Source organism: Deltaproteobacteria bacterium (genome assembly GCA_016210045.1).
GTDB lineage: Bacteria > UBA10199 > UBA10199.
Window position 1 is genome coordinate 139,273 of the sequence record JACQUX010000009.1, and the last position, 24,903, is coordinate 164,175.

Consider the following 24,903-nt stretch of genomic DNA (forward strand, 5'->3'; position numbering starts at 1 on the left):
CTGGCACCTCAGGGCGTGAGACGTTGGTACGGAATCACGACTTGCAACTCCCCCCCCGCCACGTCACTCACGAGCAGATTCACCCCCGGCCCGTGATTGACACCCGGCGCCATCCGCAGTTGCGCCGGGTTGAGGAAACGCGGCACCGCAGGCGAGAGATCCAGTTCCGCGCGAAAGAACGTCAACCAGGGCCCGGCCAACGCGGCCCGCTCGCTCAAGAGCCCATCGCCCCGCGCCGCCTGCACCACGGTAAGGAATGCGTGGCGACGCTGCGGATCCTGCAATGCCGCGCGCGTGAAGCCATGCGTGGCACCGCCGACCGTCAGACCAATGGTGTCCGCCGGATCGCCGGGGAGCACGCTGAGCCAATCGGAGACATGGGTCGCGGCCGGCGCCAGGCCTTGCCTGTGGTCTTTGGCGGCACGGCCGATGTTGAGATACGGCGAAACGCGGAGTCCCACCTGGCGGCCAGGCAACAAGAAACGGTGATTGGTCGTGCCATCACAGGCGTCGCTCTGCAGAAAGTCCCGGAGTGCTTGTTTTTCCGCGGCGGAGAGGAACGACGTTTCAATTTGCGTGAGGACCGCGTCGAGCAATCGCAGCGTCGCCTGCATCGCCGCGTTTTCGTTCTTCCGCAGCGGGCGCGTGGGTGGATTGTCCCGATCGGCAAAGTAGACGACGTCCACAAAGACCTCGGTGTCAGAGGTCGCGCCGCGGAGACACGCCTCGAAGGTCCGGGCCAACACAGTGGCCACGCGCTCCGGGCCCAACACGCGATACTGCCGCGTTTGGGTAGAGATCGACACCGACATGCGCCCAGCATGTAGTCCGGCGTTCGTTAATTGCTGCAGATCGCGATCCGCAAGCCGCAACGCCCCGTGCTGCAGCACGCCACGCACCCCGGCCGTCATGATCTTCACGCGACACCGCGTCGTCTCGGCCACCAGCCGTGCGAAGTCGCCAATCCCCTCTCCCGTCGCGCACTCCAAGTGCGCCGGATCGCTGTCGCGAAACGTCTCGATCAGCGCATTGGGGAATGCGGCCTGGACCGGCACTCCGTGCCGCGCACTCGCCTCCCGCAATGCCGTCAGCACCGCGACTGCGAGTGGCCAACTCACCGTCGCCACATCGGGGAGTGCCCCGGCATGGCAACCGGCACAGCGTTGGATACATCCCCGTTGTGCGTAGATTCCGAAGAGATTGGCAAGCAATCCCGGCATCTCCTCCGCGGCAAACAGCGAAAAGGCCCCGGCGGAGACCACGTCGCCGGCTATGGAGAGTGGCTTACCGGCAACCGGACCGCCGATCGCACGAGACGCGACGATGGTTGTAGGCAGATGCGTGTTTCGACGATCGCCATTGCCACCCAACGGTCCCCTCGTTGGGCAATGGTCCTGTGATGCGGTGGTTATTCGATAGACCAGCGGCTGACGTGGCACAACGTGATACCTGATGCCATTGCCAACGGACGGAGAGCGATTCGTCATGGGTGCTCCTGCAGCATGCGTTCAGTATCGGCCGCATCGAAAAAAAGTTGCCTCGCTAGGGGCATGTAAGCATTTCAAGCGCTGTCATTCTGAGCCGCAGGCGAAGAATCCCGCGAAATCCACTGGATCCTTCGCCGAACGGCTCAGGATGACGTCTCTTACCTATTTATGAGATATGCCAGATCAAATCCGATCATTCCCACCAACCGCCAGAAAATTCCTCAAGATGCGCAGGCCATCCGGGGTGAGATAAGATTCGGGATGGAACTGAAGGCCGAAGAGCGGCTTCGTCGTGTGTTGCAGCGCCATCACAATGCGACGGTCACTAGTCCACGCAGTGGCGTGGAGTTCCTGGCCGAGCGGGTCGCAGCGCAGCGAGTGATAACGGGCGGCGGAAAACGGCGTCGGCACGTCGGCGAAGAGAGAGTGTCCGTCGTGAATGACCGCACTGGTCTTGCCATGCATTGGGTGCGTGTCGCGGCGGATGCCGCCGCCGCAATATTCATTGATTGCTTGCATGCCGAGGCAGACGCCGAGCATGGGGAGCCGTCCCGCAAAACGCTCCAACAGAGTAAAGATCGCCGGATGATCGGCGGGCCGCAACGGCCCGGGAGACAGCACGAGATGCGTCGGCACAAACGCGGCGATGGCGTCGGTCAGCGCACTGCTTGCGCGTACCACTTGTACGACCGCGCCGAGCTGTTCCAACCCTTGCGCCAAGTTGTAGGTGAACGAATCGACGTTATCGAGCAGGAAGACTCGCACCATGGGCGGTTACCATACTACTCGCCGCTGACGTGATCCGACCGTGCCGACGCGGATGTGGCGATCCGCTCTTCCCGCGGGATCGGTGCTAATTGCGTCCGTCGTGCCTCATTCCGATTGGTAATAAACCCCCAAATTGCCAAACCGCCCAATACCAACGCTACGGCAGCCGGTCCGGCCCACCCATATGGAACAGATGCGACATCCTCGGCATATCCATCGAAATAGCCCAGCGGGAGCGCACCGAACGCCGCCAGTCCACCCATTGATTGAATGCCATGCTCCGGCGCAGCGGCGACGACGTTGCCCCGTCCCGTCACATTCGCCCAGAGGCCCGCTATGCGCTGTCCCAATCCACGCGCTAACGCCACAGCCGGACGCGGCACAGATGCCGTTCCCACACCACTCCCCGGCCGCACCAACAGCGCGCGCGCACCCACTCCACCGACCACGCCAGCCCTCCGCACCCCGCCGATCGCCATACTCAGCCCCTTTCCACGCAGCAGTTGTCACAAAAAAACAATGGGCAACCCCCTATTCCACCCCCACCCCGCGACGCAAGCACTTTTCCCAACACCCCGCAAACCAGCGCCAACAAACCATCAGCGAGACACACCACACACAACATCCCACTTCAACCTCCCCCACCAAGTAAAGGAGGTCTCAGTGCGAAGAATGGAGCAGCGCTCGGGGGCTGTGTGCGCGTGACGCTGGGATAGGGGGGCCCCGCTGTTGCGGGGGGGAAGGGTTGACCCTTCCCTCCTGCGTCACGCGCACCCGCTCCCCGGGGACTGCGGATCTCTTGAAGGAAGCAAAGCAGACCTACGGACGAAATTCTTTGTGCCCCTGCCCGTCATACGACAAGATCTTCGGCACCCCTTCCACCACCGACTCGATATTCACCGGCCGTCGCCAGATCCGAAACAGATTCTTCAAAGTTTCTTGCGCATAATCAAAACGGAGATCCACGCCGTCGTGTTGGTGCTTTAACAACAGCTCTCCGCGATTGCCGTAGTTGGCGTCGACTACGTCGATCGTCGGTTGTCCCGCGTTCGTCAATTGATTCAGCAGTTGTTTCTTGATCTTCTCGAACGTCCGATCGGCGATCTCGAATTGGTCGCTGCTCAAGTTGTACGCGTAGACAAACATCCGGTGTTCACGACAAAACTCCGGCGTCAGGAATTCGTCGAGAAACGTGATGTCGTTGTAGATCTTCCGTACTTCGAAAATTTTCTGCCTTCCTAATCCCAACTGCCGATCCCACTTCGCCCGCACGCGCATGTCGGTGCACTCGTCGTATTCCTTGCCGAATCGCCCGCGGTTCCACCGATCTTCAATATCGCGATAGAGCTCGATCCCTATCTTATACGGATTGATCCGCTGCGGCGTCATTGCCACCACGCCCGCGTGGTGATCGGCGTAATCGATCACCTCCGAATCCTTCAACGCCCGCTGCGTCATGATCGTACTGTGCCAATAGCTGGCCCAACCTTCGTTCATAATTTTCGTCTGGGCTTGGGGAGAGAAGTAAACGGCTTCTTCGCGCACAATGGAAAGGAGGTCACGTTCCCAACTTTCCAGCGGGGCAAAGTCGGTTAGGAACTGGAGTACGTCGCGTTGTGGACGTTCCGGGAAATTTTTCTCGCGTTGGCGTTCCTCGACTAATTTTTGTTGCTGCGCTTCCATGAATTCGGGCGGATTCAGGTAGCGTTCCATGTAGTGCCGCGCACCCGTGCCCAGCTTCCGGACCACCGGCGACGCGTCGCCTTCTTCATGTTCGACATGTTGGCGGGCTGGAGCGCGGCGAATGGCAGCGCCGTGGTAGTCGATTAAAGTTTCCAGCGAGAGACAGGCGTCGATGAACGCCTCGACTTTGTCGTAGCCGATTCGGTCAATGTAGCGCATCACGCGGGTGCGGTGATTCGCCATTTCGTCCATCATCTTCCGATTGGTGTGTCCGAAATAGACGTTGTTCTTGAAGAAGTCGGAGTGGGCGTACACATGCGCCATCACTAACTTTTGATCGACCAGATTATTGCTGTGCAGCAAATACGCGTAACACGGATCATTGTTGATCACCATTTCGTAGATCTTGGAGAGGCCGTACGTGTAACTCTTCGCCAGCTCTTCGTACTCCATGCCGAAGCGCCAGTGCGGATAGCGATTGGGAAAACCGCCGAACGCGGCGACTTCGTTGATCTGGCGCCAATCGAGCATTTCGAAGATCACTTCAAAAAAATCGAGTCCGTACCCGACCGCGTATCCGCGCAGTTCATCCCGCATCCGGCACAACTCCGGCGGCAGCGTCATCATGCCTACTTCCCCTTCCCGAGAAAATCCTTGATCGAGCGCGGAATGGCGTCTTTGTTCTCGATCCGCGAGGTGATCAGTCGATCGTGGCTCGGGAACCGCGCGGTCAGGTCGCGCATGAATTGGCCGCTCCCGTATTCGCTCTCCACTTGGCCGTAACAAAAGAGGTTCACGATCGGGAAAAATTCCATTTCGAGCAATTTCATGCACTCTTCGGTGTCGTTGCTCGACCAGTTGTCGCCGTCGGAAAAATGAAACGGATAGATGTTCCAGTCGGTCGGCGCGAATTGGCGATTGATCAGGTCGAGACAGAGCTTGTACGCAGACGAGATGATCGTCCCGCCACTCTCGCGGGTGTGAAAGAAGGTCTCACGATCCACTTCGCGCGCCACCGCATCGTGGATGATGTAATGCACTTCAACGCTCGCGTATTGTTTGCGCAGCCACGTATCGATCCAAAACGTTTCCAAACGAACGATTTCTTTTTGTTCGCTCCCCATCGAACCGGAGACGTCGAGCATGAAAAACACCACGGCTTTGTGGTGCGGTTGCGGGATTTCGCGATAGGTCCGATAGCGGCGATCTTCGCGGACCGGGATCACCATCGGTTTTTTCGGATCGTATTGGCCGGTCAGCAATTGGCGCCGCAGCGCTTGGCGATAGGTGCGTTTGAAGTGCTTCAGCCCTTCGGGGCCGGCGTGCGCGATGCCGGTGTAACGACGCCGCACGCTTTCGAGATCGGCGTGGCCGCGCGGTTCGATCTTCGGGAGTTCCAACCCTTCGCCGATAATGTCGGCCAATTCTTCAAAAGAAAGTTCCACTTCCAACATGTGCTCGCCGGGCGCGTCACCGGCCTTCGGATCGCTCCCCTCCGGCCCCGGTCCCAACGGCGTGCCGACGTCGCCCTGCCCCTGGCCCACGCCGCCGCGCTGTTTTTCTCCGTAAATAAAGCGGGGAATTTCGAGCTGCGGGATCGGGATCGTGACGAGCTCCTTCCCCTTCTTGCCGATGAGTTCGCTATTGGTGAGGAAGCGCTTAACGTCTTGCTTGATCTTGCCGCGAATGATCTGCCGAAAACGCTGGCTGTCTTGTTCGATTTTTTGGACCATTCGGCTACCTTGTTCCGCGTTCCTTGATATCGCCGCGCGCGAAGATCGACGCGACGAACTGGAGGACGTCGGTCGCACTTTCTTCGGTGTAGCCGTAGTTCTTGATCAGCCGCGCCTTCACGACATCGATTTTTTCCTGCGTGGCGCGGTCGACAATCCCGGAGACCAACGTGGTCAGCTTGATCGTGTCTTTTTGGTCTTCGAACAGCTTCAGTTCCAACGCCTTGTGCAGCCGTTCGTTCGTCTTGTAGTTGAAGCTCTTGCCGTCCAACGACAGGGCACCGATGTAGTTCATGATCTCGCGGCGGAAATCGTCTTTGCGGCTCTCCGGGATGTCGATTTTTTCTTCGATCGAACGCATCAGGCGTTCGTCCGGTTCTTCGTCTTGGCCGGTGAACGGATTCCGGACTCGTTCTTTCTGCGTGTAGGCCTTCACGTTGTCGATATAGTTCGCACAGAGCCGCGCAATCGCGTCTTCGTCGGCGCAGATGGCGCGCTGCACTTCGTTCTTCACGATATCTTCGTATTCGTTGCGCACCACGGCGATCAATTCCAAATACTTCTTTCGCTGTTCTTCGTTCTTGATCAGCGAGTGGTGCCGCAGGCCGCTTTCCAGTTCGCTCATCACCATGAACGGATTGATCGAGCGACTCCCGGTTTCCATGACTAAGCAATTGGAGAGTTTGTCCTGCACATACCGCGGCGAAACGCCTTCGAAGCCTTCGCGCATCGTTTCCTTACGCAGCTCCTTCACATTGTCTTCGGTGTACCCCGGTAACGTCTTGCCGTCGTAGAGTTTTAATTTTTGCAGCGGCGTTAAATTGGCCTTCTTCGGCTCTTCCAAGCGCGTCAACACCGCCCACATCGCGGCGGTTTCCAGCGTGTGTGGGGCGATATGTTTGCCGCGGATCCGATCCTTGCCGTAATCTTTTTGGTAGATCTTGATCTCTTCGTGCAGCTTCGTAATGTACGGAATGTCGATCTTCACGGTCCGATCGCGCAACGCTTCCATGTATTCGTTGTTGATGAATTTCCGGTACTCCGGTTCGTTGGTGTGGCCCAGGATCACGAGATCGATGTCGGTCTGCGCGAATTTCTTCGGCTTGATCCGATGTTCCTGCGACGCACCGAGCAGATCGTAGAGGAACGCGACATCGAGTTTGAGGATTTCGACGAATTCGATCAGGCCCCGATTGGCGATGTTGAATTCCCCGTCGAAGTTGAACGCGCGCGGATCCGAGTCCGAGCCGTATTCGGCGATCTTGCGATAATTGATGTCGCCGGTGAGCTCCGTGGAGTCTTGATTTTTTTCGTCCTTCGGCTGGAACGTTCCGACGCCGATCCGATCTTTTTCCGAGACCAACACGCGACGCACGCGCACGTGGTCGAGGACCTTGGCCATATCGCCGCGATAGTAGGTCAGGAGTTCGCGGAAGACGAAACGACACGGCGGGCACAGATCGCCTTCGATGTCGATCTGCTCGGTTTCGCTGAGATGCGTATTCATCCGTTCCAAGATCTTGGCGCGCGCTTCAGGCGGGAAAATTTTCAGCGGATCTTCGTGCATCGGACATGGCATTTCGAGTTGTTGACCGAACACGTTCCGCGTGTCGTTCAGGTCCTTCTTCAACCAACTGAACGTGTACAACACGCCTTCCGGCGTCCGAGAATAACATTCGAACCCCTTCTTCAACATCCGGACGATCGTGCTCTTGGAACTGCCGACCGGTCCGTGCAGCAGGATGATCCGTTTTTCCGTCCCGTAGCCGCGCGCGGCGGATTGGAAGACGTTGACGAGTTTCATCAAGGGGACATCGAGGCCGTACACCGCATCGAGACCCGCGCCGAACGGATCGTCGAAAAATTTGTAATGGATGATCTTCTTTTTATATTCGAAATATTCTTCGGTCCCGTACGACGTGATCATGTCGTAGATCCGCTGGAACGCGTTGCGCGCCACTTTGGGATTGGTCTCGACGATCTGGAGATAATCGGCGATCGAGCCTTCCCAATTGAGTTCTTCAAAATTGCGGATGTCGTGCATTCCAAGGACCGTCGACAAGAGCGTACTGCCTGCAGGGCGATTGCCGGCTGTGGTTGAGTCGTGGGAATGCGTCATGGGGCACCCTCCTTATGATGTTTCTTAAAGTGGTTCTGCGTTGTTATCTCGTATTGTACACACGCGTCGCGGGTGGCGCAACCGCCGATTCGGCATTTTTCACCCGCAACAGCATTTTTTAGTCCTGCGTTGAGCCGGCGTTGCCTAATGCGGCGCGTTCGTTTTCGCGAATCATGTCACGCACCACCGATTTCAACACCAAATTGCGGCCCGCCTTGCCGAACATGGTCCGCAGTTCTTGGTAAATCGAGTTGTCACTGAGCAACGCCCCCAACGTACCTTCGCCGCGGCGAATTTGCGCAGTCACGTTGCGGATGTCGTGGCTCGCCGACTCCAGATTCCGCATCACTTGGCCTAAACCCACACTCCCCGCCTCGCCTTCTAACTTCCCCGCCATCCGCCGGAAGCTGCGCGCCCCGGAAGCCAGATCTTTAACGATCATCGCACCGTCGGGATCGTGGAGCAGTGCGGCCAACATCCCCTCGCCCCGATCGACGGCCGCGACCAACTTTTGAATCGCTTGCATCGTCTGCTCGGCCTGGCCCATCAATTCGCGGATCGAGGCCCCTTGACTGAGCAAGTCGGAGCTCGGTTCCGTCTCGATAAAATCTTTATGCTTGAGCGGTTCATGCGCGGCACTGCCGACAGAGAGACTGATGATCTTGTCGCCCAGCAATCCCTGACTGGCGACACTGGCCTTGGAGTCGCGACGAATCCGGTCTTGGAACTGCGACGCGATTTCCATTTGGACGATCAACGCCTTGTTGTCGGCATCGGGGGAAAATCCAACCGCCGAAACCGAACCGACCCGCATCCCAGCTAATGAGACCGACGTCCCCGGCCCGATGCCGCCGGCATCCGGCAACGTACAATAGAGGCTGTATTTCCGTTCGAACCACGCGCGGTCGCTCCCGATCATGAAGATCACAAGCATCGCCAACAACAGCCCGGCCGAGACCAGGATGCCTACTCGGACTTGAATCGCGCGATCTTGCAACATCGCCTCAGGCATGACGCATCTCCCTCGTTGCCATGACTTTGTCCTCTTCGCCGAGATCGCCTCGGATGAAATTTTGTACCACCGGATTCGCCGACGCGCGCGCCGCGTCCACCGTGCCGACAAATTCAAGGCGGCGGTTATACAGCAAGGCCACGCGATCGGCTACCGTGAACGCACTCGCCATGTCGTGCGTTACTACAATACTGGTGACGTGCAACTGTTGTTGCAGTTTGCGGATCAGGAGACTGATGCGCCGCGTATTGGCCGGGTCGAGGCCGGTGGTCGGCTCGTCGTACAAGATCACGGCCGGATTGGTGGCAATCGCCCGCGCCAACGCCACGCGCTTGCGCATCCCGCCGGAGAGTTCGGCCGGCGCCATCGTCTCGATGCCGGGGAGCCCGATCAGCTCCAGACAATGTGCGACGATCTCCTGCACTTTCGCTTCCGGGTGTTGATAATGCTCGCGCAACGGATAGGCGACATTTTCATAGACGGTCATCGAATCGAACAACGCGCCGCCTTGAAACAACATCCCGATCTCGCGTCGCATCGCACGCAACTGCGCTTCGTCCATCCGGTGGATATCCGCGCCGCGAAATGTGACCAGACCGGCATCGGCCGCCAGCAGTCCCAAGATCAGTTTCAGTGCAACACTTTTGCCCGTGCCGGAACCGCCCAGGATTACGACCGTCTCGCCGGGATGAATCGCCAGGCTGAAATCGTCCAGCACCGCGCGACTCCCGAAGCGCTTCTGCACGTGGTCCAGTTGGATAATGGGATCGGCGTTCATAAGATAATGAAGAGTTTGGTGAGGAAAAAGTCGGAGATAAAGATCACGATCGAGGCATACACCACGGCCCGCGTGGTGGAGCGACCGACCCCTTCCGTGCCACCGTGGGTACGCAGCCCTTGGTAACACGCGATCATCGCGATGCAGAACGCAAAGACCACGGTCTTGCCAATGCCGTGCAGAAAGTCCTCCACAGAAACCGTCTCGACGATCTGTTTCAGATAGAAATGCGCGGTGACCTTCGCCTCCATCATCGCGATCACCATTCCGCCGAGAATCCCGATCACGTCCGCGGCGATGGCCAGGATCGGCGTCATCACCATCGTGGCAATCAGGCGCGGCGCCACCAGCTTATGCACCGGATTGGCGCCCATCGCCTCGATGGCGAGGACTTGCTCGGTAACCATCATGGAACCCAATTCCGCCGCGATCCCCGAGGCCACCCGCGCGGCAATCATCAGGGACGTCAGCACCGGCCCCAACTCGCGCGCGATCGCGAGGCCGACGATTTGTCCGGTGTAGAGCTTCAGGCCGAACCGGGCCAAGCCGACGGTGAATTGCAACGCGAGCACCATGCCGGTGAACGCGGCGATCAGCACGACGATCGGGACGGAGCGATTGCCGACGAAGAAGCATTGGCGGAGGATTTCTTTCCAATCCCAACGATAGCGGAACAAGGTGCGCACGGTGCGCCACGCCAGTTGGGTGACACCGCCGACCAATGCCGTGAGCACGAGGACTTCGCGGCCCAGAACCAAAAAGAAACTCGTCGCCTTCGGCGCTCGGAGGAGAGTGGTCATAGGGGACTCTTTGCACACTCACGACCGTTCGGCGCTTCACCACGGAGTGCCGGGGTTGTGGCGTGGGAGTCGCTCAGGGTACGCGGTCGCTGCGCCATCGAGGCGCAGCGCCGCTCACCCTCGCCGATTTCGTCATTACATTCGAATGGTGAAATCGGCTGCGAGAGCCCCTGGGCGACTCCCACGCCACAACCCCGGCCGTTCCATAACCATACCGGCGACCAATGCACCCTGTCGCACACCCGCGAGCGACTGAGCACAATCCGCTGACCCGTTCGATCCGGGGCATGGGCGAGACCATCCTCACCAGCTTGATGGAAGGGATACAAGGGATACAATGTGGAGCAATCGGGTTGCAGCACAGCCTCGAGGCAGGAGCGGGGGGGCGTCCTGCGGGCGAGTCTGAGCGAGCGAGGTCTCAGTGAGCCGAGCGCCGTAACGCGAGGCGAACGGCCCGCAGGACGCCCCCCCGCTCCTGCCGGGTCATAGATCCAATGTTCCGCTCTACTCAAAATGGAACCCCCGGACGAAGGTGTCGAAGGAGGGACGAACGTGGGCGGCGGTGGCTTCGGGGGCGGTGAGGATGAAGTCGAAGGAGCAATTGTTTTTCTTCACGACGACCGCCTCACAATACACCGGGACGCCGTCGATGCGGCGCACGGTGCGGGAGCGGTAGGCCTCGCGGCCGTCGAGCGAAAACATTTGATCGCCGAGTTCGCGTTCGAGCGGGAGACCACCGAACAATCCGCCCATCAGATTTTTCAGCGGGATGTCTTCGAAACTGCCGCCGCAGCCGGTGTGGAGCGTCAGCATTGCCCCGGTCGGGCCGTGGCGAAACGTCAGTCCGCTGGCGCGCGTGCGGTAACGCTGCCATGGCGTGGGCAACGCGCCGACGGTGAAGGCGCGATGATCGGTCAAGAAGACGGTGTCGTGGCGAACACTCAAGATGCGCGGACCACGGCTGGGCGCAAAGATGCAGCCGGTAAGCGTGAACAGGATGAGACTGAACCAAAGCGCCCCCAAGCGCGCGTATCGCATGGCGCGTTCATACAGAAGTGGACGGGGGTTGACAAGAGAGGTGCTTCGAATGAGACAGCTCGCCGGTATTGCCGCAAGCAATGACTGATCTGGGGACTCACACGCCGAGATCGCAACCCGGGGCGCAGGTTACCGCTATTCGTTGGGTGCCGTTCGCCTCGGGTTACGGCCCTCGGCTCACTGATACTTCGCGCGGCGGGGCATCATCACCATCGTGCCGCCGCGCTCAGAATCGCCCCCAACGAATAGCGGTAACCTGCGCCGTGCTTAAGCTATGGTCATTGCTCCCAATACCTCTTGCCCCCACAACACAAGGAAGCAAGCTGTCACATTTTTCGCTGAGGGAAAGGAATTCATGCCATGACTGGTACGATTACAGAACGTCTTGCAATGATCCGTGAACGCATGCGGGTGGCGGCGCGGCTGGTGGGGCGGGATCCGGACGCGGTTACGTTAGTGGCGGTGGGGAAGGGGCAGTCGGTTGAAGTGGTCCGGGCGGGGATTGCAGCCGGTGTGACGGACTGCGGGGAAAATTATGTCCAGGAGTTGGTCACGAAGGGGGCGGCGTTGGGGGAGGCAGTCCGCTCATGGCACTTTATCGGACATTTGCAGCGGAATAAAGTGAAGGCGGTCCTTCCTTATATAAGGTGGATCCACAGCCTCGACTCGCTGGCGCTGGCCGAAGTCATCGAGCGGCGGGCGACGCGTCCGGTCCGGTGCCTGATCGAGGTGAATATCGGGGGCGAGGCCAGCAAGTCGGGCGTGCCGCCGACCGGGGTACGCGCGATGGTCGAACAGCTACGCGGTTGCCGCAACATCGAACTGCGTGGTCTGATGTGCATCCCGCCGCCAGCCGACGCACCCGAGGCAAATCGCCCCCATTTCCGCGCCGTCGCAGCACTACTGCGCGCGATCAACGCAAGCGGCCTCACCCCCACTCCGCTCACCGAACTTTCTATGGGCATGAGCGACGACTTCGAGATCGCGATCGAAGAAGGCGCCACGATGATCCGGATCGGCACCGCACTGTTCGGTGCCCGAGCCCCTTAGCCGGGATCCGCAGCGCAATTACATCGCAGGGGGACAGGTACCGTCAAACCCAACATTTTCAGGTATCGGACGGTACCTGTCCCCCTGCGATGTTTTTTGTGTTGATTGGGATTGGGGTTGCGGCTAAACGTTCTGCGACGATGACGCCCACGAGCCATATCATAAAGGTCCCCGCACGACGCGTCTTTATGCCGGAAGGGCTCCACCCTACTGCGCCAATTGGGTACCGGTCGCCAAGCGAATTCCTGGCGGATCGAGACCCGGTGAGTGTCGGGAGTTTTGCCAGCTATGCGCACCGTTTCGCGGACCAGCCATTCGCGGTGGTCAGTTGGGGCGCTGCGGGGATTCGACTGGTCTCGCGCCTCGCGAATGAGGCGGCAGCGCAACGAGTGTTGGACCAGACGCGCGGCGGCGGACGTTCCCACACGATCGAACGCTTGATCCCTGACGCGGATCGATTGCAAGTCCTCACGACCCAGTCCGCGCCGACGGATCCGTTGATCGGGGCGACACTGCTGGAGGCCTGGGGCTATCTGACGGCCGCAGAAAATAAATTGCCAACGCCGGTCCAATGGCTCGCGATGACGTCCGCGCGCTTGTTTAGTGGTGGCATGGAATTTTTGGCCGCTGCGGAACTGGCTCCTCTTTGCGCGCCACCGCTCCTGCTGCCCCGCGGCTGCACTGCGTACCCTAGCGAAGTTGGGGCGATGGTCTATGTCAACGCTTGGGAATGGGTCCTGCCACTCGCACGGGAGGGCGCCGAGATTCCGCGCATCCATCCGCACGCTGCTGAAACCACCACAGCGGAATCTCCGCTCAGCGCAATAGGCCATTCCGCGCTCGTCACTGGGGCAATGCGTCGCGCCATCCCACGCCATAAGCCACAAACGGCCATCATGTTCCGCGGCGTCAGGGAAGAAGAGCCGCTTGCGTTGGACGATCGCGCGACACTGTCCCGCGCGGCGCCATCGGCAGCCGCAGAGGAAGAGCCAAGGCTGCGCGTGGCCAGCGGCGGACGACGTGGTTAGTGACAAACGAAGGCGCGTTATGCTAGGTCCGCGCGGATGAAATTCCTCGGCCTGCTGCTCACCTCTTTTGCGGAACTGACGAACATCGTGTTGGAAGTCTACATGTACCTGATCTTCGTCGCCGCGCTGCTCTCCTGGGTGCGGCCCGATCCCTACAATCCGCTGGTCCGCATCATCCGCCAACTCACCGAACCGGTCTTCTCGTACGCGCGTCGCCTGCTGCCGCGGGCGCTGAACAATGTCGGCCTCGATCTTTCCCCCATGGTCGTCTTGTTCGCGATCATCCTGCTCCGCAATGTGCTAGTGCGGCTCCTGTTCGAAATGGGCTTGGAACTCAGAGCCGGTTAAGCCGCCAGGCAATTCCCTTGCCAAGGTCCCAATCGCCCCGCTAAAATGGTGACTAGACACCCCAGAGCTGCTGGGGTAAGGAGTCGCCGTGGTAGAAAAAATCGATCGACCCGCCCCCGTCGCCCCGTGGACGATTAAGGCCTCCGGATCTGCGCAAGATCGCGGTGGCGGGCAGGGCTTTGCCCATGAAGAGGAACAAAGTTCGCCCGGTACGCCGGAGGGGTGGCAAAAATTTCATGCGCGGCAGGAATCGCGACGGCTGATGACCGTCCCGCAAGAGTCGATCCGTCACATCTGGTTTCGCAGCGCAGTCCTGCGCAGACAGCTCGCGATCGTCGAGGCCGACATGGAGTTGGAAAACGGCCACTTGCTGCGCGGTGTCCAATTTCTGCTGCCGCGACTCGATGACTATTTTCAGTTCAAGAGCTACGTGATCGGGCAAGAAGTGCCGCCGTTCATGGTGGTGCACGGGCCGCTGGTGGAAGTGAGTGTGCCCGCGGAATCGCGGCGCAGCACCGCCACCACCACGCACGCCACGCCACTTGCGTCGGCACCGCCGCAACGCTGGTGGTCGTTGTGGGATGACGAAAGCCAACGGATCCGACCCCTGGCCATCGGCTTGATCGCCGTCGGTTTGCTGGCCGTGATCGTAACGATACTCGCATTACTATAACTCATGGGCGCTTTCGAACCGAAACAGTTTGGCCGCTTTTATTTGCTGGAAAAACTCGCCGTCGGCGGCATGGCCGAGATCTACAAGGCGAAGACCTACGGCGCCGAAGGCTTCGAAAAACTCCTCGCGATCAAGCGGATCCTCCCCCACTGCTCCGCCGATAAAGAATTCATCCGCATGTTGGTGGACGAGGCCAAGCTCTCGGTCCTCCTCTCCCACGCCAATATCGTGCAGGTCTACGACCTCGGCAAAGTCGGCGAGGACTTCTTTATCGCGATGGAGTACATCAGCGGGGTGAATCTGCGCGACATTTTGTATCGCTGTCGCGACCGGAAAACGCTGATCCCGCCGGAGTTGGCCGTCTATATCGTCAGCGAGGTCTGCAAAGGACTCGACTACGCCCACCGCAAAGGAGACGGCAACGGGCAACCGCTCGGGATCGTCCACCGCGACATCAGTCCGCAAAACATCCTGATCTCATTCGAGGGCGAAGTGAAGATCGTCGATTTCGGGATCGCGAAGGCGGCAATGAACATCTCGCACACCATGGCGGGGATCCTGAAGGGCAAGATCGCATATATGTCGCCGGAACAGGCTCTGGGGAAGATCGTCGATTATCGGACCGATCTCTTCTCGGCCGGGATCATCTTGTACGAATGCCTGACCGGGCAGAAGTTGTTCAGCGGCGAGAGTCAATTCGAGGTCCTGAAAAAAATCCGGACGACGAAAGTGACCGACGCCAAATTGCCCGAAACGATTCCCGCCGCACTCCGCCAAACGCTGATCACGGCCCTCTCCTACTTCGCCAAAGATCGCTTCCAGAGCGCCGGGGACATGCAGAGCGATCTGACGCGGCACCTCTATTCGTCGTATGTGGATTTCACGCCACAGCGGGTCGCGGCCTTTGTCCGCGAACTGTTCGCCGAAGAGGTCCAACGACAGCATCAGCAGGCCCAAGCGCGGCATCAGCGTCAACAGATTACGGTTTCGATCACGCCGGCGGAAACGATCGTCCCGGGCGCCGCCGCCGCAACATCTGCCGCACCGTCGACACGCCCGCACGAATCGGCCGGGCCGTCGTCGCATACGCCGCCGCGCGGCCAACCGCTCACGCTGCATAGCGCCATCCCGGTCCCGCCGGAACGGTCGCTCGATTCCAATCGTTTCGCGTTGCGACCGTCGCGCGTCCGCACTGGTACCGTCGTGGCTGCGGCGTGCGTGTTGATCGCCGCAATCGCCGGCACGGCACGGTGGTGGAAACCGTGGCTGCAACACGACACGACACCGGCCGGATTCGGCACGTTGCGCGTCGCTTCACAACCGGATGGCGCGGAGATCTTGCTCGACGGCAAACCAATGGGGCAAGCCACACCGGCGTTGATCGAACAATTGCAATTGCACAAACTCTACACCGTCGCATTGACCAAACCCGGTTTCACCGATGTCTCCCAGCGGATCGAACTCAGTTCGGAGACGCCGGTCAATCTGGAAATGGCGCTGCGTCCCATTCAAGGTACGCTCGTGATCACGTCGGAGCCGGCCGGTGCGGCCATTCGCATAGACGGTAAGCTGACCGACCACCTCACACCGGCCACGATTGCGCAACTCGCGATCGGCACACCACTCCAGGTCCAACTCCAAAAGACTGACTTCCAGCCCAAAGAAACGGCGGTCACATTGCAAGGGGCCGAACCGCAATCGTTGACAATCATTCTCGAACCGAGCCAAACGGTGACCAGCATTCCGCTCGGCACGGCACCGCAATCGGTCAGCGCCACGGCCACACCACCGGAATCGCCGACCACGCCGACGCAGGAAAAAGTCGCGGCGCCGCCGACCACATCCGCGACGCCACCGACAACGCCGATCGCTGGACGAGAATCACCAGCGGTCACAACGCTCGGGAGCCTCCGCGTCGTCAGCGAACCGGCGGGCGCGATCGTGTATTTGAACGGACGGAATACCGGCGAACGCACCCCGGCCGTGTTGTCGCGACTGACGGTCGGGCGCCGCTACACCATCCAAGTCAAACGCGACGGCTACACCGGCTGGGCGCGCACCATCACGCTGCGCAGTCCGGAGACCGTGACGATCTCGCAACCATTGACCCGCGCGGTGCAACCCAGCGAACTCCCGAAGACCACGCCGCCGAGCACCACGCCACCCACCCGAGAAAAACCGCCGAGCATCGCCACGCCGCCGACGGAGTCCAAACCGAGCAAATCTGGTGTCTCCACGCGCACGGACTCGGTCGATCGGCAAGGCGGTGCGACCCTGCAACGGACGGTCACGACCGGCAACGCCACGTTAACGATCAGCAGCAAACCCCGTGGCGCGGCAGTGATGGTCGACGGCAAATCGTTTGGTCGCACCCCGCTCACGATCCGCGGTCTCGCCGGGGGACAAAATCATTCGGTGCGTTTGGAACTCTCCGGCTACGCGCCTTGGCACGAATCGGTGAATATCGGTGACGGACAAGAACGCATGGTACACGCGCCATTGGAGCGGGCAGAATGACACACGGGCACTGCATTATTAGAGGAGACGCATCTTATGACCGAAGCGAATGAATTGTTAAACCCTGCGGAACACGAATCGCAGACGCAGATCCTGAAGACCAGCGATGAAGGGACCGAGCCGGTTACGCTGCGCAAATGCCAACTGATTGTGTTGGACGGTCCCGACAAGGGGAAAAAAATCACCCTCCATAAACCGAAGACCTCAATCGGCAAACGAGAGACCAACGACTTCCTGCTGTCCGATAAAACCGTCTCCCGCAATCACTCCGAAATCGAATATACGGCCGACAGCTTCCTGTTGCATGACCTCGGCAGCACGAACGGCAGTTATCTGAACGGCAATCGAGTGAAAGAGGCGTACCTGTCGCCGGGTGACGTCATTAAGGTGGGCAGCACGCAGATCGAGTTCCGCGCGTTCGACGAGCGGGTCAAGATCGAACCGTCCGGCAACGAGCAATTCGGACTGTTGGTCGGTCGCAGTCTCAAATTTCGCCAGATCTTCGGCATTTTGGAACGGATCTCGTCCACCAATGCCTCGGTCATTGTCGAAGGAGAAACGGGCACCGGAAAAGATCTCGTCGCCCGTTCCATTCATGAACATAGCGCGCGGCGCACCCGCCCGTTCATTGTGTTCGATTGCAGCGCGGTGGCGCCGAATTTGATTGAATCGGAGCTCTTCGGTCACGAAAAAGGCGCGTTCACTGGCGCGATCCGCTCCCGACGCGGGGCCTTTGAAGAGGCCTCCGGCGGCACGATCTTTCTCGACGAGATCGGCGAACTGACGTTGGAGCTGCAACCGAAATTGCTCCGCGCATTGGAGCAACGCCAGATCCGGCGCGTCGGCGGCAACACAATGATCAACATCGACGTCCGCGTGATCTGCGCGACGAATCGCAATCTGAAATCCGAAGTGAATGAAGGCCGCTTTCGCGAGGACCTCTATTATCGGCTGTCGGTCGTGAAAATCGTGCTGCCGCCGATGCGCGAGCGGCCGGAGGATCTCCCGCTGCTGGTGGAGCGCATCTTACGGGACGGGAAGTTCAATCGCAAACCGGACGGCAATTTGCGCGTCACGCGCGTCGAGGATGATGCGTTGAAGTTGCTGCAACGCTATCAATGGCCAGGCAACGTCCGCGAGCTGGTCAACACGTTGGAACGCGCCAGCTCGTTCGTCGAAGACAACACGATCAGTCGCGCCCAGATCGAATATGTATTCCAATCGATGGAGCACGAAGAGGAAGGGACAGAGCGGCTAGTGATCGACAAACAGCTCCCGTTCAAAGAGGCGAAACAGAAGGTGCTGGAGGTCTTCGAAAAGGATTACCTGCAAGACCTGCTGCGCCGGAACAACAACAACCTCTCCGCCACCGCGCGCGCGGCCGGGATCGACCGGAAGCATGTGCGGAATTTGTTAAAGAAGTATGGGGTGTCGGTGAAGGATGAGGAGTAGCTCAGCGTAACGGCGATTCGTTCTTCCACTCGGTGGGCCAGGGGTACTGACCGGGGGCCGCAGGGTACGCTATCGCGGCGCCATCGAGGCGCCGCGCGCTCGCCCTCGCCGTTTTCGACTTTAGATTGCGCAAGGAGAAAACGGCTGCGAGAGCCCCTGCGGCCCCCGGTCAGCACCCCTGGCCGGTGTTTCTCCAAAGTCGGAACTCACTCATAATGCCTCCAGATGCGGATAATCTTGACGGTCTTTTGTGTCTTGAGGACTTGGTAGACGAGGCGGTGTTGGATGTTGATGCGGCGGGAGTGCGCGCCTGTGAGGTCGCGGAAATTGACATCGATCGGGGCACGGAGTAACTAGCGGCGCATTCGCTAGGGGTGTCCGCCGGGTGGGCCGGGGGGCTGAGAATGCGCGATGGGCGCATACCCTTGGAACCTGAACCGGTTCAGACCGGCGGAGGAAAGCGATGCTGGTCGAAGTCAACGGACAACCCCTGACCCTCCCGGATCCCTCAACGTCGCTTGCAACGCTGGTGCGCGAACAGTGTATGGGTGCCACCCATGTCGCAGTCGCAGTGAACGGCGTCGTCGTGCCCCGCTCGCAGCATGCCGAGACGCGACTCCAAGACGGCGATCGGATTGAAGTCGTGCAGGCGGTGGGCGGAGGATGACGGCAGTGCGTACGTGCGTAAGTGCGTACGTCTGGGGAGACATGTGGTGATGAATGCCCGTAAGGGAGCGATTATGGGATATACGATCGGCAATGTATCATTCACTTCGCGCTTGATCCTGGGAACGGGAAAATACGCGACGTTCGCGCTGATGCAAGAGGCATTGACGGCGAGCGGCACGGAGATGGTCACGGTGGCGATTCGGCGCGTGCAGCGCGACGGTCGACCGGAAGACAACTTGCTCAACTTCCTCGATCGGAAACGCTATCGACTGCTGCCGAACACCGCGGGGTGCTACACCGTGGAAGACGCGCTGCTCACGGCGCGTTTGGCGCGCGAACTGCTCGACACGCCGTTGATCAAGATCGAAGTCATTGGCGACGCACAAACGCTGTTTCCCGATAACGAGGCCACATTGGTCGCGGCACGGCAACTGGTGCAGGAAGGCTTTACCGTCCTCCCCTATTGCAGCGATGACCCGATCGTTTGTAAAAAACTTGAAGAGCTCGGTTGCGCCGCCGTGATGCCGCTGGCCGCGCCGATCGGCTCCGGGCTCGGGATTCGCAATCCACATAACTTGGCGATTATTTTGGAACGAGCCAAGGTCCCAGTGATCGTCGACGCCGGGGTCGGCACCGCGTCGGACGCAGCGATCGCGATGGAACTGGGTTGCACCGCCGTCCTCATGAACACGGCCGTGGCTGCAGCCCAAGACGCGGTGAAGATGGCGCAGGCGATGCGAGCGGGCGTGGAAGCGGGACGGCTTGCATATGAAGCGGGCCGGATACGCAAGCGCCTGTACGCGAATGCGAGTAGTCCGTTAACGGGAGTCGTCCAGCAATAATCAACCATGAGGAGATCCGATGCGCACGATGCACCACACGCAAATGCATGATGCCCGCCAAGGGATAATTACCGAAGCAATCGCCCGCGTGGCGGAACGCGAACAACAGCCGGCCGAGTTGATCCGCGCCGAAGTGGCGCGCGGCCGGATGATCATTCCCGCGAACATCAATCATACGAGCCTCGACCCGATGGGCATCGGGATCGCCGCGACGTGTAAGATCAACGCCAATATCGGCAACTCGCCGACGTCGTCGTCGATCGCCGAGGAAGTGGAAAAATTGCAACGGGCCATTCATTACGGGGCGGATACGGTGATGGATCTCTCCACCGGTCAACAGATTGACGAAACCCGCGAGGCAATCATTGCTGCGAGCACCGTCCCGATCGGCACGGTGCCGATCTATCAAGCCATTCAGAAGATCGGACGGATCGAGGAACTGACGGAACAAGACTTTCTCGACATCATCGAACACCAAGCGCAACAGGGGGTCGACTATCAAACGATCCATGCCGGCGTGTTGCTCGAACATATCCCCCTCACCCATCGCCGCATTACGGGGATCGTCTCGCGTGGCGGATCGCTGCTCGCCTATTGGATGATCCATCACGGCAAACAGAATCCGCTCTACACGCAGTTCGACAAGATCTGTCAGATCTTCCGCAAATACGATTGCGCCTTTTCGCTCGGTGACGGACTCCGGCCCGGCTGCCTGGCCGATGCCTCCGACGAGGCGCAGTTCGCGGAATTGCGCGTGCTCGGCAGGCTCACCGAACAGGCCTGGGCGCACGACGTGCAAGTGATGATCGAAGGTCCCGGGCACGTCCCGATGGATCAACTCGAGATGAACGTGAAAATGCAGATGGAGCTCTGTCACGAGGCGCCGTTCTACACGTTGGGGCCGCTCGTCACGGACATCGCGCCCGGCTACGACCACATCACCTCGGCGATCGGCGCGGCGATGGTCGGATGGTACGGCGTCTCGTTGCTCTGTTACGTCACGCCGAAAGAACATCTCGGACTCCCAAATGCCGACGACGTGCGCCAAGGCGTGATCGCGTACAAGATCGCTGCGCACGCCGCCGACGTGGCGCGCCACCGGCCGCACGCGCGCGATCGCGACGACCAGCTCTCGCGCGCGCGCTTTCAATTCGATTGGCCGACCCAATTTGCGCTCGCGCTCGATCCGGAGCGGGCCCGTGAATTTCACGACCAAGAACTCCCGGACGACTACTTCAAGAGCGCGCATTTCTGCTCCATGTGCGGTCCGAAATTCTGCTCGATGGAGATCACGCAAAAACTCCGCGACTACATCGCCTCTCGCGCCGAGACCGCGCGCCAGGCCGTTGTCGGACAATAAGGCAGAGGAGTCGTTGTGGCGACGATCGCAATCACCGGCACACGCGGATTTATCGGGGGGCTGTTGTTGGCGCGGTTGTGTGCGCAATCGCCCAGGCCTCGCGTGATCGCGATCGACCGCACCGCACCGGAACTGCCGCGTCGGAACGGATATCGCTTCGAAGGTTGCGACTTGACCGCACCGACTGCGGATCGGCAATTGGCGCGTATCTTTGCGCGACATCGCTGCGACGTCGTCGTCCATGCCGCACTGCATTCGCAACCGAAGCGGAACCAAGATTATTCGCACGAACTGCAATCGATCGGCACGTTTTATCTGCTCCACGCAGTGCAAGCGACCGGAATGCGCAAAGTCATCATCGCCTCGACGACTGAAGTCTACGGCGCGTTCCCCGACAATCCGAGTTTTCTGACCGAGTCGCATCCGCTGCGCGGACATACGCAAAGCAGCTATCTCCGCGATAAGGTCGAGATCGAACGCGAGGCGACCGCCTTTGCACGACGCACGCCGGGCACGGTCGTCACGATCCTGCGTCCATGCACGATTCTCGGACCGCGGATTCGCAACTATAAGACGCACTTGCTGAAGGAGCCGATCATCCCGACGGTGCTTGGCTTCGATCCGTTAGTGCAGTTTCTCCACGAGGCCGACGCGATCGAGGCCTTTGTGCTCGCCATCGAGCGCGACGCGCCCGGCGCGTTCAACATTGTCGGACGTGGCGTGGTGCCGCTGTCGCACGCGCTCGCGATGATCGGCAAGACTCGGCTCCCGCTCCCAACGCCGTGGCTGCGCGCGGCAACGTCGTTGTTGTGGCATCTCGACATCCGCAACACCCCGCCGAGTCATATCGAGTTCATGAAATATTCCTGCATCGGCGATGGCGCGCGCGCGACTGCAGCGCTCGGTTTTCAACCGCAATACACGCTGGCGGCCGTGTTGGAAAGTTTTCAACAAGGCTGGGGGATACGCCATGTCGCTTGAGCAGGTGTTCACCCGCGCCCAGCAAGGGTTGGAACTCGTCGCGCAGTTTTTTCAAGTGTCGCCGGCCGGAGCCACAGTCGACGCATACGGCCGCGACTTGGCCGCCATGGAACTGGCCCGCCCGTTTGCGAACTTCCTTTACGAAGATTATTGGCGCGTGCACGCGCGCGGACTGCAACATATTCCCGATCACGGCGCCGCACTGATCGTCGCGAACCACTCCGGTGCATTAGCCTACGACGCCGTGATGATTCATATGGCGATTTACAAATATGCACGCAGTCATCGGCTCACCCGATTCCTGGCGGAAAACTTTCTCTATTACCTCCCGTTTCTCGGCACGTTCATCAATCGACTCGGCGGCGTCCGCGCCTGTCCGGAAAATGCGGAGCGGCTGTTGCACGCAGGAGAACTGGTCGCGGTCTTTCCGGAAGGGGTGAAAGGGATCGGCAAGTTGTATCGGGATCGCTATCGGTTGGCCCGCTTCGGGCGCGGCGGCGCGGTGCGCCTGGCACTCAAATGCGGCGTCCCGATCATCCCGTGCGCGGTGATTGGCGCGGAAGAGATCCACCCCATTTTGTATCGCTCGTCGCTGTTGGCGAAACTGTGCGGCGTTCCCTATTTGCCGATCACCCCGACGTTCCCATGGCTCGGGCCGCTCGGTCTCGTCCCGCTCCCCTCACAATGGCTGATCCGCTTCGATCGCCCGATCAGTTACGCACAGTACAGCGCCGAGACGGCCGATGACCCGTTTGCAATCCACAGCTTGAGCGAGGCCCTCCGGGATCGGATTCAACGCTTGGTCGCAAAAGGCTTGCGGGAGCGGGAGCGCGTCGTGAAACAACGATACGCGCTACCGTTGTAACAGTTCACGCGTCAGCACCTTGCCCCGCTCGACACCGGGCTGATCGAACGCGTTGACTTCGTAGAGTTCACCGAGCAGTGCAATCATCCACTCGTACGCGAAGAGCAGTCCGCCGATGGTCGGCGCGTCGATGCGCGGCAGCGTGAGGCGCAACACCGGACGCTGTGCCTCGCGCAGCGCGATGCGGGTCGCTTCCGCCTCGGCCTGCAGCAATGCGAACAGATTGCGACCGCCCATGAAACTGAAGACCGGTTCGTCGGTGCGTGGGATCGTCAGCGCACAGTTGACCGTGGCGGTATCGAGCAATGTGATCATCTTGTTGTTGGGACCATCGACAAAGAGCTGCAACACGGAATGTTGATCCGTCGCGCCTAATGCCCGCAACGGCGTCTGGCCTTTTCCATCTTTGCCGATGCTCTCGGCGTGCAGTTGGACGTACCAATCAGCAAACCGTTGCAGACAATCACGATACGGCATCAGCACGCTGATCGGTTTGGCGTGGCGCGTGTCGAGCAGAAAGTGGACGGCGGCCAGCTGCGCGGCGAGGCCTTCACAGCCGGACGCGGCAAAACATGCTTCCGCCATCGCCCGCGCGCCGTCGAGCAAGGCGACGACGTCAATGCCCGCACACGCGGCTGGAAATAAGCCGACCGGCGTGAGGCACGAAAACCGACCGCCGACGTTCGGCGGGACGGAAAAACTTTGCAGCCCTTCGCAAATCACCATCGCCCGCAACGGCCCACTTGCCGGATCGGTGGTGACGACGATGTGTTCTTTCCAACGTTCGGAACCGAATTTCCGCTCCAATAAATCGCGGACAATCAGAAATTGTGCGCCAGTTTCGGACGTCTTGCCCGATTTGCTGATCACATTGACGAGCGTCTTTTTCCAATCGAGTTGCTGCAACAGCGGCTCGAAGCCATCGGGGTCGATGTTGTCGCACACGTGGACCGTCGGCATGGAGCGCCGATCCAGTCGATCCCGCGTCGTTTCCGACGCGTTCAACAACGCCTCTTGCAGCGCACGCAGTCCCAGCGCCGAACCGCCGATCCCGAGCACAACGACGTGATCGAACCGGTAGCGGACTTGTTGCGCCGCGGGGAGGATCACGTCCAACGGTCCCCGCTCCAACGGGAGATCGGCAAATCCGAGTTTGCCCGCCGCACGCCGCGCGCGCAATCGTTCTTGCGCCGCGCTCAACAGCGGACGGATTCCCTCCCATTCGGCGACCGTAATCCCATGCTCCGGCCCCACCGCTTCCGCCATCACGCCGTGACTATCGAGCTGTATCGTTGTTTCCATAGTGCGCCGGACCCTGCCGGAGCAGGTCTGGGTTGTCAAGCGCAGCAACGCCAAAAACACATCTTGCGAAACGTCTATTTCGTGACTACAATGACCACATGCTTAAAGGCCACAAAATAACAGTCGGCGTTCGCGAGGCAAAGGCCCAGCTCACAAAATTGATCGCACAGGCCAGGCGTGGTGCCGTCGTCGACATTACGTATCGAGGCAAGAGCGTCGTGCAGCTGACGGCGCTGCGGCAACAGGAGCTCTCCGGTGCGGCGCGCCTTCAGGCACTGGAAGAGCACGGCAGCATCACCTGCCGACGCACACCGGTTCCGCGGACACTGCGAGCCGCCCGACCGAGGCGAGGTCAAGACCTGCAAACGCTATTGCAGCGCGACCGCGAACCCCGCTAA

General features: G+C 60.1%; 24 protein-coding genes and 1 riboswitch. Of the genes, 12 read left to right on the forward strand and 12 right to left on the reverse strand.

Translation table 11 applies throughout. The features are described from left to right. Positions 1 to 8: 8 nt before the first annotated feature. The 10 genes from HY696_02550 to HY696_02595 all read right to left on the reverse strand — a co-directional run bounded on the left by HY696_02550 (position 9) and on the right by HY696_02595 (position 11,418). Positions 9 to 1,487 (reverse strand): hypothetical protein, encoded by a 1,479-nt coding sequence (locus HY696_02550; protein MBI4237284.1) that lies wholly within the window; start codon positions 1,485 to 1,487, stop codon positions 9 to 11. Between the two features lie 183 nt (positions 1,488 to 1,670). Further along, positions 1,671 to 2,255 (reverse strand): aminodeoxychorismate/anthranilate synthase component II, encoded by a 585-nt coding sequence (locus HY696_02555; protein ID MBI4237285.1) that lies wholly within the window; start codon positions 2,253 to 2,255, stop codon positions 1,671 to 1,673. Between the two features lie 14 nt (positions 2,256 to 2,269). Further along, positions 2,270 to 2,734 carry a hypothetical protein gene (locus HY696_02560; protein ID MBI4237286.1) on the reverse strand — a complete coding sequence of 155 codons (465 nt, stop codon included), beginning with the start codon at positions 2,732 to 2,734 and terminating at the stop codon, positions 2,270 to 2,272. A gap of 340 nt (positions 2,735 to 3,074) precedes the next feature. Next, positions 3,075 to 4,562: a SpoVR family protein gene (locus tag HY696_02565; GenBank protein ID MBI4237287.1), complete on the reverse strand. Its 1,488-nt coding sequence runs from the start codon at positions 4,560 to 4,562 to the stop codon at positions 3,075 to 3,077. A gap of 5 nt (positions 4,563 to 4,567) precedes the next feature. Next, positions 4,568 to 5,671, reverse strand: a complete 1,104-nt coding sequence (locus HY696_02570; protein MBI4237288.1) for a DUF444 family protein — start codon at positions 5,669 to 5,671, stop codon at positions 4,568 to 4,570. Positions 5,672 to 5,675: 4 nt separating this feature from the next. Continuing rightward, positions 5,676 to 7,790, reverse strand: a complete 2,115-nt coding sequence (locus HY696_02575; GenBank protein ID MBI4237289.1) for a serine protein kinase — start codon at positions 7,788 to 7,790, stop codon at positions 5,676 to 5,678. 118 nt (positions 7,791 to 7,908) lie between these two features. Next, complete coding sequence (locus HY696_02580; protein ID MBI4237290.1) at positions 7,909 to 8,802, reverse strand: MCE family protein; 894 nt, start codon at positions 8,800 to 8,802, stop codon at positions 7,909 to 7,911. Then, entirely contained in the window at positions 8,795 to 9,580 is a 786-nt protein-coding gene (locus HY696_02585; protein ID MBI4237291.1) for an ABC transporter ATP-binding protein, read from the reverse strand. The genes HY696_02580 and HY696_02585 overlap by 8 nt, the downstream gene beginning before the upstream one ends. Further along, complete coding sequence (locus tag HY696_02590) at positions 9,577 to 10,380, reverse strand: ABC transporter permease (protein ID MBI4237292.1); 804 nt, start codon at positions 10,378 to 10,380, stop codon at positions 9,577 to 9,579. The genes HY696_02585 and HY696_02590 overlap by 4 nt, the downstream gene beginning before the upstream one ends. Positions 10,381 to 10,884: 504 nt before the next feature. Next, entirely contained in the window at positions 10,885 to 11,418 is a 534-nt protein-coding gene (locus tag HY696_02595; protein MBI4237293.1) for a hypothetical protein, read from the reverse strand. A 360-nt stretch (positions 11,419 to 11,778) separates the two neighbouring features. Here HY696_02595 and HY696_02600 point away from each other — a divergent pair, with 360 nt between their 5' ends. From HY696_02600 to HY696_02625, 6 genes are all read left to right on the forward strand, one after another. Beyond that, entirely contained in the window at positions 11,779 to 12,468 is a 690-nt protein-coding gene (locus tag HY696_02600; GenBank protein ID MBI4237294.1) for a YggS family pyridoxal phosphate-dependent enzyme, read from the forward strand. Positions 12,469 to 12,608: 140 nt separating this feature from the next. Further along, complete coding sequence (locus tag HY696_02605; protein MBI4237295.1) at positions 12,609 to 13,496, forward strand: hypothetical protein; 888 nt, start codon at positions 12,609 to 12,611, stop codon at positions 13,494 to 13,496. A 36-nt stretch (positions 13,497 to 13,532) separates the two neighbouring features. After that, on the forward strand, positions 13,533 to 13,844 hold the full coding sequence (locus tag HY696_02610; GenBank protein MBI4237296.1) for a YggT family protein: 312 nt from the start codon (positions 13,533 to 13,535) through the stop codon (positions 13,842 to 13,844). 88 nt (positions 13,845 to 13,932) lie between these two features. Beyond that, positions 13,933 to 14,517, forward strand: coding sequence for a hypothetical protein (locus tag HY696_02615; GenBank protein ID MBI4237297.1), 585 nt, complete (start codon positions 13,933 to 13,935; stop codon positions 14,515 to 14,517). Positions 14,518 to 14,520: 3 nt separating this feature from the next. Next, entirely contained in the window at positions 14,521 to 17,034 is a 2,514-nt protein-coding gene (locus HY696_02620; GenBank protein ID MBI4237298.1) for a serine/threonine protein kinase, read from the forward strand. Between the two features lie 36 nt (positions 17,035 to 17,070). Next, positions 17,071 to 18,486, forward strand: a complete 1,416-nt coding sequence (locus tag HY696_02625; protein ID MBI4237299.1) for a sigma 54-interacting transcriptional regulator — start codon at positions 17,071 to 17,073, stop codon at positions 18,484 to 18,486. A 206-nt stretch (positions 18,487 to 18,692) separates the two neighbouring features. Here HY696_02625 and HY696_02630 read toward each other — a convergent pair whose 3' ends face one another. Beyond that, the gene (locus HY696_02630; protein MBI4237300.1) at positions 18,693 to 18,824 is read right to left on the reverse strand and encodes a type II toxin-antitoxin system YoeB family toxin; all 132 of its coding nucleotides are present in this window, start codon (positions 18,822 to 18,824) and stop codon (positions 18,693 to 18,695) included. A gap of 22 nt (positions 18,825 to 18,846) precedes the next feature. Beyond that, a riboswitch (TPP riboswitch) is annotated at positions 18,847 to 18,962 on the forward strand. Between HY696_02630 and thiS the strand changes: the two genes are divergently transcribed. From thiS to HY696_02655, 5 genes are all read left to right on the forward strand, one after another. Then, positions 18,950 to 19,153 (forward strand): sulfur carrier protein ThiS, encoded by a 204-nt coding sequence (gene thiS, locus HY696_02635; protein MBI4237301.1) that lies wholly within the window; start codon positions 18,950 to 18,952, stop codon positions 19,151 to 19,153. Its footprint overlaps the riboswitch before it by 13 nt. 73 nt (positions 19,154 to 19,226) lie before the next feature. Then, entirely contained in the window at positions 19,227 to 19,997 is a 771-nt protein-coding gene (locus HY696_02640) for a thiazole synthase (protein ID MBI4237302.1), read from the forward strand. Between the two features lie 19 nt (positions 19,998 to 20,016). Further along, positions 20,017 to 21,357 (forward strand): phosphomethylpyrimidine synthase ThiC, encoded by a 1,341-nt coding sequence (thiC, locus tag HY696_02645; protein MBI4237303.1) that lies wholly within the window; start codon positions 20,017 to 20,019, stop codon positions 21,355 to 21,357. Positions 21,358 to 21,372: 15 nt separating this feature from the next. After that, positions 21,373 to 22,338 carry an NAD-dependent epimerase/dehydratase family protein gene (locus HY696_02650; GenBank protein ID MBI4237304.1) on the forward strand — a complete coding sequence of 322 codons (966 nt, stop codon included), beginning with the start codon at positions 21,373 to 21,375 and terminating at the stop codon, positions 22,336 to 22,338. Next, positions 22,328 to 23,203, forward strand: coding sequence for an acyltransferase family protein (locus tag HY696_02655; GenBank protein ID MBI4237305.1), 876 nt, complete (start codon positions 22,328 to 22,330; stop codon positions 23,201 to 23,203). The genes HY696_02650 and HY696_02655 overlap by 11 nt, the downstream gene beginning before the upstream one ends. On the opposite strand, the gene HY696_02660 is transcribed toward HY696_02655, so the two are convergent. Next, entirely contained in the window at positions 23,192 to 24,505 is a 1,314-nt protein-coding gene (locus HY696_02660; GenBank protein MBI4237306.1) for a glucose-6-phosphate isomerase, read from the reverse strand. The genes HY696_02655 and HY696_02660 overlap by 12 nt on opposite strands. Positions 24,506 to 24,603: 98 nt before the next feature. On the opposite strand from HY696_02660, the gene HY696_02665 reads away from it, so the two are divergent. Continuing rightward, on the forward strand, positions 24,604 to 24,903 hold the full coding sequence (locus tag HY696_02665; protein MBI4237307.1) for a type II toxin-antitoxin system prevent-host-death family antitoxin: 300 nt from the start codon (positions 24,604 to 24,606) through the stop codon (positions 24,901 to 24,903).